This is a genomic window from Devosia sp. RR2S18, from assembly GCF_030177755.1.
In the GTDB taxonomy this organism is placed as follows: Bacteria; Pseudomonadota; Alphaproteobacteria; order Rhizobiales; family Devosiaceae; genus Devosia; species Devosia rhizosphaerae.
On the sequence record NZ_CP126539.1, the window covers coordinates 221,643 to 234,032 of the forward strand.

At 60.1% G+C, this 12,390-nt stretch carries 11 protein-coding genes; 8 read left to right on the top strand and 3 right to left on the bottom strand.

The annotated features are described in order from the left end of the window. The first annotated feature begins 2 nt into the window (after positions 1–2). The 5 genes from mnmE (at position 3) to QOV41_RS01120 (ending at position 5,604) form a co-directional block, all read left to right on the top strand. Positions 3–1,301 carry a tRNA uridine-5-carboxymethylaminomethyl(34) synthesis GTPase MnmE gene (gene mnmE, locus QOV41_RS01100; RefSeq protein WP_284578947.1) on the top strand — a complete coding sequence of 433 codons (1,299 nt, stop codon included), beginning with the start codon at positions 3–5 and terminating at the stop codon, positions 1,299–1,301. An 84-nt stretch (positions 1,302–1,385) separates the two neighbouring features. Then, on the top strand, positions 1,386–3,248 hold the full coding sequence (gene mnmG / locus QOV41_RS01105; protein WP_284578948.1) for a tRNA uridine-5-carboxymethylaminomethyl(34) synthesis enzyme MnmG: 1,863 nt from the start codon (positions 1,386–1,388) through the stop codon (positions 3,246–3,248). Continuing rightward, entirely contained in the window at positions 3,248–3,895 is a 648-nt protein-coding gene (rsmG, locus tag QOV41_RS01110; RefSeq protein WP_284578949.1) for a 16S rRNA (guanine(527)-N(7))-methyltransferase RsmG, read from the top strand. Before mnmG ends, rsmG begins: the two co-directional genes overlap by 1 nt. Before the next feature lie 23 nt (positions 3,896–3,918). Then, the gene (locus QOV41_RS01115) at positions 3,919–4,719 is read left to right on the top strand and encodes a ParA family protein (RefSeq protein ID WP_284578951.1); all 801 of its coding nucleotides are present in this window, start codon (positions 3,919–3,921) and stop codon (positions 4,717–4,719) included. A gap of 9 nt (positions 4,720–4,728) precedes the next feature. Next, the gene (locus QOV41_RS01120; protein ID WP_284578953.1) at positions 4,729–5,604 is read left to right on the top strand and encodes a ParB/RepB/Spo0J family partition protein; all 876 of its coding nucleotides are present in this window, start codon (positions 4,729–4,731) and stop codon (positions 5,602–5,604) included. A gap of 13 nt (positions 5,605–5,617) precedes the next feature. Here QOV41_RS01120 and holA read toward each other — a convergent pair whose 3' ends face one another. Both holA and leuS read right to left on the bottom strand, forming a co-directional pair. After that, positions 5,618–6,640: a DNA polymerase III subunit delta gene (holA, locus tag QOV41_RS01125; protein WP_284578954.1), complete on the bottom strand. Its 1,023-nt coding sequence runs from the start codon at positions 6,638–6,640 to the stop codon at positions 5,618–5,620. A 36-nt stretch (positions 6,641–6,676) separates the two neighbouring features. Continuing rightward, a complete protein-coding gene (gene leuS / locus QOV41_RS01130; RefSeq protein ID WP_284578956.1) occupies positions 6,677–9,295 on the bottom strand; it encodes a leucine--tRNA ligase in 2,619 nt (872 codons plus the stop codon). 131 nt (positions 9,296–9,426) lie between these two features. Here leuS and QOV41_RS01135 point away from each other — a divergent pair, with 131 nt between their 5' ends. The 3 genes from QOV41_RS01135 to QOV41_RS01145 all read left to right on the top strand — a co-directional run bounded on the left by QOV41_RS01135 (position 9,427) and on the right by QOV41_RS01145 (position 11,511). Then, on the top strand, positions 9,427–10,116 hold the full coding sequence (locus QOV41_RS01135; protein ID WP_284578957.1) for a YggS family pyridoxal phosphate-dependent enzyme: 690 nt from the start codon (positions 9,427–9,429) through the stop codon (positions 10,114–10,116). A gap of 147 nt (positions 10,117–10,263) precedes the next feature. Next, entirely contained in the window at positions 10,264–10,947 is a 684-nt protein-coding gene (locus QOV41_RS01140) for a response regulator transcription factor (RefSeq protein ID WP_284578959.1), read from the top strand. A gap of 99 nt (positions 10,948–11,046) precedes the next feature. Further along, complete coding sequence (locus QOV41_RS01145) at positions 11,047–11,511, top strand: cyclic nucleotide-binding domain-containing protein (protein ID WP_284578960.1); 465 nt, start codon at positions 11,047–11,049, stop codon at positions 11,509–11,511. Here the strand turns inward: QOV41_RS01145 and QOV41_RS01150 are convergent. Beyond that, a complete protein-coding gene (locus QOV41_RS01150) occupies positions 11,508–12,320 on the bottom strand; it encodes an exodeoxyribonuclease III (RefSeq protein ID WP_284578962.1) in 813 nt (270 codons plus the stop codon). The two genes, QOV41_RS01145 and QOV41_RS01150, sit on opposite strands and share 4 nt — an antisense overlap. Positions 12,321–12,390: the final 70 nt, after the last annotated feature.

Consider the following 12,390-nt stretch of genomic DNA (forward strand, 5'->3'; position numbering starts at 1 on the left):
TTATGCGCAGCGGTGACACAATCGTGGCGCTGTCTTCGGGCGCACTTCCCTCCGGCGTGGCGGTTATCCGCCTCTCCGGTCCGGAAGTGCGCCTCTTGCTTGAGCGGGTCGTTGGTGCTGTTCCCGCACCCCGGCGGCTGACACTGCGCTCTATTGGTCAAGGCGCTACGATTGACCGGGGATTAGTCGCCTACTTCCCCGCGCCGCACAGCTTCACGGGTGAAGACTGTGCCGAACTGCAAGTCCACGGCTCTCCTGCTGGCGTCCGGTCTATCCTGCGCCTGCTCGTTACAGAGGGTGTTAGGCTTGCGGAAGCTGGCGAGTTTACCCGGCGCGCTTTCGAGAACGGCAAACTCGATCTCGTAGAAGTTGAAGGGCTTGGTGATCTTCTACAAGCCGAAACTGAAAATCAGCGGCGGCAGGCGCTCGCCCGGCTCGAGGGTGGGCTGACGCGCCAGATCGACCAATGGCGTAATCAGCTGTTGAATCTGCGGGCCGAGATAGAGGCTCACCTCGACTTTTCGGACGAAGGGGACGTGGGAGAAACCCTGCCGGAGCACTTTGAGAGAGCACTGCTGCAGCTTGGAGCGGATCTGGAGCAGGCCATAGCCTCAACTGAAAGTGGGCGGGTGATACGTGAAGGCGTTCGGGTTGCACTGGCCGGTGCGCCCAACGCCGGTAAGTCGAGCCTTATCAATGCACTATCTCGGTCCAACGTCGCCATCGTAACGGAGGAGGCCGGCACCACGCGTGATGTTCGCGAAGTCCCCCTTGATCTCGACGGCCAGCTTTTTGTTCTCTTGGACTTGGCCGGCTTGCGTGAGACGACGAGTTTGGCTGAAGCTGAGGGAGTTCGGCGTGCCCGCGACGCGATCTCAACTGCCGATGCGCTGCTTTGGCTTACTGCACCAGACGTTCCGGATGTGGCGCGGCCGACTTTCGATGGGCCCCTGATCAGCGTTGCCACCAAAGCGGACCTAGGTGGCAGCACCTCAACCGAAAGCGACCTCAGCATATCGACGGTTTCCGGCGCGGGTCTCGACCAGCTGTTCCGGCGGTTGACACAGCTTGGGCGAGAATTGGGAAGCGGAGAGCCGGTTCTGCTTAGTCGTGAGCGCGACCGCTCTGCTCTGCTCAACGCCCTTGTGGCAGTTCAGCAAGCACAAACACAGATCGAGGTGCCGGAGCTGGCCGCCGAGAACCTGCGGCACGCCTCACATGCTCTTGAGCGACTTGTCGGCAAGCTGGATCCAGAGCGGGTTTTAGACCGCCTGTTCACAAGTTTCTGTATCGGCAAGTGATTCACGTGAAACAAGCTGCTGTAGCTGCAGATTGATTCACGTGAAACATTGCCGTATCGCAGATTGCTTTCGGAGACCTGTAGCATGACGGAATACGCGGTGATCGTGGTAGGCGGCGGACACGCCGGCTGTGAAGCAGCCGCTGCGTCAGCGCGTCTGGGTGTCCCCACTGCCCTAGTCACTCATCGAGCGTCGACTATCGGTGAGATGAGCTGTAACCCCGCCATCGGTGGGTTGGGTAAGGGCCACCTTGTCCGTGAGATCGATGCATTAGACGGTTTGATGGGTCGCGTGGCCGATGCGGCAGGTATCCAGTTTCGCGTCCTCAACCGCCGAAAGGGCCCGGCAGTGCGCGGCCCTCGCGCACAGGCCGATCGCAAATTGTATCGCACAGCAATGCAGCAAGCGATCTCCGAACAAGCCAATCTCGAGGTCATAGAAGGAGAGGTCGACGACATCACCGTCTCAGCAGGGGCGGTCTCGGGCGTTGTCTTGCTGGATGGTCGCCGCCTCGGCGCTTCTGCAGTGGTACTGACCACGGGGACCTTTCTCCGCGGCTTGATCCACAGAGGTGAGGAAACAACGCCCGCCGGTCGGCTGGGCGAGAAACCCGTGCTTGGCCTGTCAACGCGTCTTGAGATTTTGGGTCTGTCTCTAGGTCGGCTGAAGACCGGGACGCCCGCGCGCCTGGACGCAAGAACCATTGACTTCTCCGTCCTTGAGGAACAGCCGGGCGACAATCCACCCGAACCATTCTCTGCTCTCACGAAAGCAATCACCACCACTCAGGTGAGCTGCCACGTCACCCGCACGACTGCTGAGACGCACCGGATCATCTCGGCGAACATTCATCGGTCGGCCATGTATTCTGGTAAAATCCAGAGCCGTGGCCCCCGATACTGCCCCTCAATAGAAGATAAGATCGTCCGCTTCGCCGACCGAGAGAGCCATCAAATCTTTCTTGAACCAGAAGGCGTGGATGATCCAACCATTTATCCAAACGGCCTCTCTACCTCTTTGCCCACAGAGGTACAGGAGGAGTTCCTACGCTCCATGCCTGGGCTAGAGAACGTTCGCATTGTTCGGCCGGGCTATGCAATTGAATACGACTATGTAGACCCCCGCGAGCTCAACGCTGCCCTGGAAGTCAAGCGCCAGCCTGGCCTCTACTTAGCCGGTCAGATCAATGGCACCACGGGCTATGAGGAGGCTGGAGCGCAGGGCGTTCTCGCCGGCGCGAATGCTGCGCTGTCAGCAGCAGGCCGTTCACCCATGATTTTGTCACGGACCGAGAGTTATCTCGGCGTCATGGTGGATGATCTCATTACGCGCGGAGTAACCGAACCGTACCGGATGTTCACTTCACGGGCAGAGTTCCGACTTCATCTCCGCGCTGACAATGCTGACCAGAGACTTACGCCTTTGGGTGTGAAACTCGGACTGGTTGGCGGCGCGCGGCGCTCAGCTTTTGACGAGAAAGCGGCTTCTCTCGCCAGCGGTCGCGACTTGCTCCAGACACTGTCTGTGTCGCCGACGGTGGCGCGAAAGGCGGGCGTGCCTGTCAACGAAGACGGGAAGTCGCGCACTGCGTTCGAGCTTCTGTCCTACCCGAACATTGGGCGAGAAGAGGTAGAGCGGCTTTGGCCAAGTGTTGGGACCATTTCTCCTGCTGTGATGGAGCAGCTTGTTGTAGACGCGCAGTATGCTGTTTACCTAGATCGGCAACGCCAGGATGTGGAGGCGGTGCGTCGTGATGAGTCTCGCGCCATCCCTCAATGGGTGGATTATAGCGAAATCGCGGGCCTCTCCATGGAACTGCGGCAGAAGCTCACCCAAGCACGACCCATGACGATTGCCCAGGCTCAGGCAGTCGACGGCATGACACCTGCGGCTATCACTTTGCTCCTGGCTGTGGTCAGGCGTGGCGAACTGCGAAATGCGAGCTGATGGCGGCGCATATATCTCACCTGGAGCCGTGGCGGTCCTCCTTCAGCCGACCAGTAGAACAGGTCGCAGCCGATTTAGAATACTATGCCGAATTGCTCGCGAAATGGCAGAAGGTGCAGAATCTTGTTTCACGTGAAACACTGCGCGACCTCTGGCAGCGGCACTTCGTCGACAGCCTGCAGGTCCTTGGCCATCTGAATGACAACGACGAATATTTCGTTGATCTGGGAAGCGGTGGTGGATTTCCTGCGCTGCCGCTCGCGATCGCTCTGAAAAACTCTGACCGGCGTTTTTTGCTGGTGGAGCCGAATGGGCGTAAAGCCAGTTTCCTGCGCACGGTTGCTCGCGACCTCGGGCTCAATGTCACTGTCGAATCACGCCGCATCGAACAGCTTGATTCACGTGAAACGGGGTTGCCCCACGTGATTACGTCCCGGGCGCTGGCCTCCTTGACGCAACTCTGCGCCTGGATGCAGCCATTCTTTGGCCCCACCACACGGGCCATACTGCACAAAGGACGCGAACATGTTGAAGAACTCACTGATGCCAATGCCCTTTGGAACTTCGACGTGATAATAAGTCCTAGCAGCACTGACTCGGCAGGCGTGCTGCTCACTCTCACCGAGCTGAGAGGGAAGACACTGTAGCGGCAACTCGACTGGAGGCGACCTTGGCGCCCCGCATATTGACACTTGCTAATCAGAAAGGCGGCGTGGGGAAAACCACGACTGCCATTAACCTTGCAACGGCGCTCGCTGCTATCGGCGAGCGGGTGTTGATTATCGATCTTGATCCGCAGGGGAATGCCTCTACCGGGCTCGGTATTTCGCGCACTAACCGCCAGATCTCGTCCTATGATCTCCTGGTCGGTGAGGCTACTGTCGCCGAATCGGCCATTATGACGACCGTTCCCAATGTCGCAATTGTACCCTCGACAATGGACTTGCTGGGCGTAGAGCTGACTATTGCCGAGCATGCGGACAGAGCCTTCAAGCTGCGTAACGCCTTCAAGGCCCTGAATGATCTGACCATCAATGATCGTCCAGTTAGCTACATTCTCATCGACTGCCCGCCGTCGCTCAACCTTCTGACCGTCAACTCGCTGGTTGCGGCCGACGCTGTGCTGGTGCCGCTACAATGTGAGTTCTTTGCTCTAGAAGGTCTCAGCCAACTGCTGCAGACCATTGAGCAAATACGGTCCACTCTCAACCCGCGGCTCTCCATCCAGGGCGTGGTGATGACCATGTTCGACAAGCGCAACAATCTCTCTGAGCAGGTCCTGCAGGACGTGCGGCATGAGATGGGGGACCTGGTCTACGATACCGTAATCCCGAGAAATGTGCGGCTAAGCGAAGCGCCGTCCTACGGCAAGCCAGCGCTGCTCTATGATTTGAAGTGTGCGGGGAGCCAGGCCTATCTCAGGCTTGCAACCGAAGTGATTAGGCGCGAGCGTCAGCTCGCTGCTGCATAGGAGCATTCGATGACCGACAGACCTCCTCGTCTGGGCCGGGGCCTTGCCGCTCTGATCGGCGACATGGCTACGCTGGAAGGCGCTCGGGTCACCGAGTCCGGTGGTATTAAGCGGCTGCCGGTTGAGTTCATCATTGCAAACCGCTCAAATCCCCGCCGGACCTTCAACGAGGATCAGCTGGAGGAGTTGACCAACTCTATTCGCGAAAAGGGCGTAATGCAGCCGCTGCTGGTTCGCCCTAGCGAGGATCCCAACATCTTTGAGCTGATTGCCGGCGAACGGCGGTGGCGTGCTGCCCAAAAGGCCGGTCTGCACGACGTTCCTGTTATCGTTCGGGAGGTCGGTGACAAGGAAGCCCTCGAACTGGCGATCATCGAGAACGTGCAGCGGGCGGATCTGAACCCGCTGGAAGAGGCTATGGGCTACGGACAGCTCATGGAGCAGTTCGACTACACGCAGCAGGATTTAGCCCAGGTCATCGGCAAGAGCCGATCCCATGTCGCTAACACGTTGCGCTTGTTGCGCCTCCCAGAGGATGTTCGCGAAATGGTGGCAAGCGGGACGCTCACCGCTGGTCATGCGCGCACACTGATCACGGTAGAGGATCCTGCAACTTTGGCGCGGCAGATTGTGTCGAGCGGGCTTTCCGTGCGGGAGGCAGAAGCTCTCAGCCAGCAGCGTGAAGCTGCCAAAGGCAAAAACAGCCCGCAGGCGCGGGCTGAACGGGATTCCGACACTGTCGCTTTGGAGCGGCGCCTGTCCGACGCCCTGGGTCTTTCCGTGTCGCTGGCACACAGCGAGCGTGGGGGTAAGCTGGAAATCCGTTATAAAACACTGGAGCAGCTGGACGGTATTTGCGTCAAGCTCACTGGCTACTCCAACTAAGTTTCACGTCAAACTACTGCGTTGCCGCCATCATGCAAATGGCGAGCAGAGCCCGTCGCAGGCTTGCCTCTGCAAGGGCCGGTCGGCGGCGGCTTTCGCCAGTCGCTTGCAGGATCCGTTCCGCTGCGGTTGAGAGGCTTACATCGTTCCAGAGCCGGAGCTGCTGCTCCAAGGCGCCCATGCGCGAGAAGTGGGGCTTCGGCCGGTGCCCCTCGAGAACAGTGCGAGGCGTCTTGCCGCTGTCGACCTCAGTTCGCCAGCGGCGCAGTGCTGCAAAATGCAGCGTCGCCATGGCGAGCAGCCGCTGGGGCTCAACAGCAGATCCTAGAGCGCGGTTCAGGGCCAATTCCAGCCGCTCAGCATGGCCACTGCCGGTCGCGTCAAGAATGGTATCGATGACCAGAGCGCCATTGTCGGCGCAGAGTGTCAGCACATCTTCGCGCGTCAGCTGCTTGGTCGCGGCTGCGTAGAGCGTCAGCTTCTCGATCTCCCGCCGCGTGATTTCTCGATCATTGCCAAGATTCTCGCGCAAGGTGGTGATGACATCACCGTCGATCCGAATCCCCGCCTGATTGAACGTCTCCCGCATCAGGGCGCTGAGCGTCTCGTCGGAGTCCGGGTAACAGGGCAGGGCGCGTCCCGCGGGAGAGGCTTCCACCAGAGCCCGAAGGGGATCACGGGGTGGCAAATTGCCAGCCTCTAGCACTATGGCAGTCCCGCCTGGGTCGTCACGAAACTGCGTCAGCGGCATCACGGCAGATTTGCCCGCCCCTCTGACACGGAGTATTCGCTTGCCGCCAAAGAGCGAGGCTGAGCGGGCCTCCATAAGGAGGACTGAGGGGTCTGCATCCACTTCGCTGCCATCGAGGACAACGACGCTTGCCCCATCCGGCTCTGGCCCCGCCAAGTGGCGGATCAGCTTCTGCGCCGTCTCACGTACGAGCCCTCCGTCCGGCCCATAGGCCAGGAAGATGCCCTCCGAGAGATCCGGGCGGGCAAGAAAGCGCGCGACCTCATGGGCCTTCAGCGATGCCATTTGCCTGCCGAAGCAAGCTCAAGGTGCACGAGGCGCCTAGAGGACAACATTGACGATCCTATCGGGTACCACCACGATCTTTTTGGGTGCCTTGCCCTCCAGCATGCGCACGACGGCATCGTTAGCCAGCACCAGCCGCTCCACTTCTGCGTTTGGCAGACCTTTGGAAACTACGATTTCGCCGCGCCGTTTGCCGTTGACCTGAATGGGCAAGGTGACGGTGTCGTCTACCAACAGGCTCTCGTCCACTTCTGGCCAGAGCGCATCTGCAACAAGGCCCGGCTTGCCGAGCAATTCCCAGCACGCTTCGGCGAGATGTGGCATCATCGGCGCGATAAGCTGCACCAGGCGCTCTACGCCCTCCTCCAGTGCGAACAGGCGAGCAGAGGGAGCCGCGGCGACCAGTCCGGCAGACCGCACCAGGGCGTTAGTCAGCTCATAAATCTGCGCCACGGCACGATTGAACCGAAGCCCCTCGATATCTGTACCCACCTGGTGCACGGCACGATGCACGATCTTACGCAGCGCAGTTGCTTCTTCATCGGGCTCACCCCGGCTGAGAACTGCGGCCTGGGCGCCCAGTTCAACGGTTTCGATGACCAGCCGCCAGACACGTTGTTGGAAGCGACTGGCGCCTTCAACGCCAGCCTCCGTCCACTGAACATCGCGTTCGGGCGGGGAGTCGGACAGCATGAACCAGCGCGCCGTATCGGCGCCATAGGTGGCCACGATTTCGTCGGGGTCGACCACGTTGCGCTTGGATTTGCTCATCTTTTCGACAGAGCCGATGGTGATTGCCGCTCCCGACTGCAAATGGCGCGCGGTTCGGACATCACCATTGGTCTCGACAACCACGTCGGTCGGCGCCACCCATTCTCCGCTGGGAGCCTTGTAGGTTTCGTGGGTCACCATGCCTTGGGTGAAGAGGCCCTTGAATGGCTCGTCCAGGTCCACGTGACCGGTCGCCTTCATGGCGCGGGTGAAGTAGCGGGAATAGAGCAGGTGCAGGATCGCGTGCTCCACGCCACCGATATATTGATCGACGGGCAGCCAGCGATTGGCAACTTCCGGGATGGTCGGTGTGTCCGCGTGTGGGGCGGTGAAGCGCGTATAGTACCAGGACGAATCCACGAAGGTGTCCATCGTGTCGGTCTCGCGCCGAGCAGGGGCGCCACATTGGGGGCAGTTGACGTGCTTCCAGGTGGGATGGTGGTCCAGCGCATTGCCCGGTTTATCGAATGTGACGTCGGTGGGCAGAACCACCGGCAGGTCCTTCTTCGGCACGGGCAGCGTACCACACACTTCGCAATGAATCACCGGAATGGGGCAGCCCCAGTAGCGCTGGCGGGACACCCCCCAGTCGCGCAGGCGGTAGTTCACCTCGACCCGGCCCTGCGGCTTGCCATCGACAGTGCGGGCCGCGAAGAATTCAGCCGCCGTCTTCTTGGCCTCCTCGATCGAGAGGCCATCCAGGAATCCCGAATTGAAGATTGTGCCCGCGTCGGTGAACGCCTCGTCGCCGACCGCAAAGTCTTTGGCCTCGGTTCCGGCGGGCAGCACCACCGGCTTCACCGGCAAGTCATATTTGCGCGCAAAGTCCAAATCGCGCTGGTCATGCGCAGGGCAGCCGAAAATGGCCCCGGTACCGTATTCCATCAGCACGAAATTGGCGACGTAGACGGGCAAGGTCGCCCCTTCCACGACCGGGTGCTTAACGCTGAGGCCGGTGTCGAAGCCCTTTTTCTCGGCTTTTTCCAGTGTTTCGGTCGCCGTGCCCTGGCGGTGGCACTCAGCGACAAATTCCGCCAAAGAGGGGTTCTCAGTTGCGAGCTCGGCGGTGAGCGGATGGTCTGGAGACAACGCCACGAACGACGCCCCAAAAATGGTGTCGGGTCGCGTGGTGAAAACCTCGATGCTGCTGGCACTCGTCGTTGTGCCTGGCAGCAGCTCGAAGAGCAGCCGCAGGCCTTCGGAACGGCCGATCCAGTTGCGCTGCATGGTGCGCACCTTTTCGGGCCATTCGGTCAGCCCATCCAGCCCGTTCAGCAGGTCCTCGGCGTAGTCGGAGATCTTGAAAAACCACTGGGTGAGCTCCCGCTGCTCTACTACGGCACCCGAGCGCCAGCCGCGCCCGTCGATCACTTGCTCATTGGCGAGCACGGTCATGTCTACCGGATCCCAATTGACCTTGGACTGCTTGCGCGTGACCAGCCCGGCTTGCATCATGTCAATGAACATAGCCTGCTGGTGTTGGTAGTATTCGGGCTCGCAGGTGGCAATTTCGCGCGTCCAGTCGATAGACAGACCCATGGACTTGAGCTGCGCCTTCATGGCCTCGATGTTCTGGCGCGTCCAGGTCCCGGGGTTAAGCTTGCGCTCGATGGCGGCGTTCTCGGCAGGCAGTCCGAAGGCATCCCAGCCCATGGGATGCAGCACGTTCTTGCCCTTGGCCCGCTGATAGCGCGCGACGACGTCACCCATGGCGTAGTTCCGCACGTGCCCCATGTGGATGCGGCCCGATGGATAGGGGAACATCTCAAGAACGTAGTAGGTCTCGCGCGGATCGTCGGTTGCGGTAACGAAGCTCTGTGCTTCCTCCCACACCTTCTGCCATTTGGGTTCGCTTTCGCGCGGATTGTAGCGTTCGCCGCTCACGTCTTCGTCCTTATGAAAATCGCTGAGGCAAGCGCCGCCCAGAGCCGGCGCAGCTTGCCTTTGGAGGGGATTTCAGGCTACCGGACCATCACCAGAAATCCCCTGCAAGGTCAACACAAGAGGGCATTAGCATGGATGGCGAAGCAGCAATCGCGCTGGCGGCGATCCGTGACCGCATCGGCAGTGCACGGCACCGCTTTGGGGGCCCTCCGGCCGCGGTAGAGCTGGTGGCGGTCTCCAAAACCTTTGGCGAGGATGCTATTGCCCCATTCCTCCAAGCCGGCCAGCGCCTTTTCGGTGAAAACCGGGTGCAGGAGGCCAAGGACAAATGGCCGGGGCTGCGCGAACGGTATCCCGATATCGAGCTTCACCTCATCGGCCCCCTGCAGACCAACAAGGCACGGGAAGCTGTGGCCTTGTTCGACGTCATCGAAACATTGGACCGTGATAAGCTCGCAGGTGTGCTCGCTAGCGAGATGGATAGAGCTGGCCGGTCTTTGCCCTGCTTTGTGCAGGTCAATATCGGGGGCGAGCCGCAAAAGGCGGGCATTGCTCCAGAGGATGCGGTAGATTTCGTGCGGCGCTGCCGCTCCGAACATCGGCTGAACGTTGTGGGGTTGATGTGCATTCCGCCCGATGGCGTTCCGGCAGGCCCCTATTTCGCGCAATTGGCGATGCTCGGCCGTCGTGCAGGTGTTGAGCATCTTTCGATGGGCATGAGCGGCGACTTCGAAGTCGCAATCGCCATGGGTGCCACTCATGTGCGGGTCGGATCCGCCCTCTTCGGACATCGTCCCCGGCTGGCAACGCCGAACCTATAGCAATCGCTCTGTCGCAAGCGGACAGCACTGCAACTATGCGTGCCGTTATCTCGTTGCTCGCACGATGATATCGATGTGGTTGGCGGGTCGAAATCTGGTCGCAATACTGCTGGCGGTCGTTCGACACGCAAAAAGCCGGAGAACAGAATGAACAAGCGACGCATCCTGCTGGTCGATGACGACGCTGATCTGCGTCAGACTTTGGTGGAACAGCTCGAAGGACATCGCGAGTTCGACATCTTGGAGGCAGGTACTGCGAACGACGCACTTAAAGCGGTTCGCGAGACCAATGTCGATCTTATGGTCCTCGACGTCGGACTGCCCGACATGGACGGACGGGAAGCCGTCAAGGTTCTAAGGCAGGAAGGCTTCAAAAGCCCCATCCTGATGCTGACCGGGCACGATACCGATGCAGACGAGATCAAGGGCCTTGAATCAGGAGCCAACGACTATCTCACCAAGCCATTTCGCTTCCCCGTGCTTCTCGCCCGCATCAATTCGGCGTTGCGCCAGCACGAGCAGAGCGAAGACGTGGTTTTTACCATCGGGCCTTATAGCTTCCAACCCTCCGCCAAGTTGTTGGAAGCCAATGACGGCAACAAGGTTCGGCTGACCGACAAAGAAACCTCGATTCTTAAGTTCCTCTATCGCCAGGGGCCCAAGACTATTACGCGTGACGTCCTCCTCAAGGAAGTTTGGGGCTACAATAATCGGGTAACGACACACACGCTCGAGACGCACATCTATCGCCTCCGGCAGAAGATTGAGCGGGATCCCTCCCATGCGCGCCTCCTTGTGACCGAGGACGGAGGCTATCGCCTCGTCCCCTGATCGGGTCTAGAAATCCGGTACAAATCGACGTGAGATGCCGTATAGGGTGTCTGTCGCGCTGGGCTGCACGGTCTGTCGCGCACATCCGGACGGGGGCTTATGATCAGGGACGACGCAGCCGAGGCGCTGGCGCAAGCCGAATTCTTCGACATCTGCGATGACGAGCAGCGCCGCATGCTCGCCTTCGCGGGTGATCAGCGCTTCTTTGCAGCGGACTCGGTGCTCTATCAGGCTGGTGATATTCCTGACGGTGCATTGGTGCTAATTTCAGGCACTCTGCGCGCCAGACCGGAAGGCGATGGCGGCGACCGACCCTACACCATCACCCGGCCCGGCAGTGTGATTTCCACAATGGCCTTGATCCTCGCCAAGCCCCGCCCGGTGACTGTCACCGCTGTCACCAACGCCGAAGCCCTGTTCGTGCCGCGACACGCCTTTCTCAAGCTCGTGCAGCAATCCCCTGACCTGGCGCAACGCGCAGTAGCGCGCATCCAGGAGGATTTGGGCAACTATCTCGGCGCGCTCGAACCGCTGCGCCAGCGGATCAAAGACAGAGAGGGCTAGACGCCGGCGAACCGGGCAATCACCGGGACGTGGTCGCTGGGCTTGTCGGTCCAGCCGCGGGCAGGCTTTATCACCTCGGCTCCGATGCAGTGTTCAGCGACATCGTGGGTCGCCCAGACATGGTCGAGCCGACGCCCGCGATTAGATTTTTCCCAATCCTTGCCGCGATAACTCCACCAGGAAAAGAGCTTCTGGTCGATGGGCACATGCTTGCGCACAAGATCGGTCCAGCCGTGTCCACCGTTGAGCAGTGCATTCAAAGCCTCGGTCTCTACCGGTGTGTGGCTCACTACCTTTAGCAGCTGCTTATGGCTCCACACATCATTCTCGTGTGGCGCAACATTGAAGTCGCCCGCGATGAGATGACCGCGCTGAAACGCAGGTTCAACAAACCAGCTCTGAAGCTCGTTCAGGAAGTCGAGCTTGTGCTTGAACTTGCGGTTGATCGAAGGGTCAGGCTCGTCCCCACCGGCCGGTATGTAGAAATTGTGTACCGTCAGGGGGCCGCGGCCGAAATCGAGCAGCGCCGAGATATGCCGGGCCTCGGGAATGTCACAGAATACCCGGCTCGAAATATCGGTCAGCGGGAACTTCGAGACGATCGCCACCCCGTGGTAGCCCTTTTGACCATGCACGGCCAAATGCGGGTAACCGGCCTCGATGAAGGCGTTGCGGGGAAACTGGTCATTGGTGCACTTGATCTCCTGCAGCATCAACACGTCGGGCTGGTAGTCGCGCAGGAAGTCGAGCACCATCGGCAGGCGCAGCCGCACAGAATTGATGTTCCAGGTGACGATCGAAACGGACATGGGACCTCTACGGGAGCGGCGGAAGCTCCTTATCGCCAAGCCGCCCAACAAGGTAAAGCGGGTTCTTCGC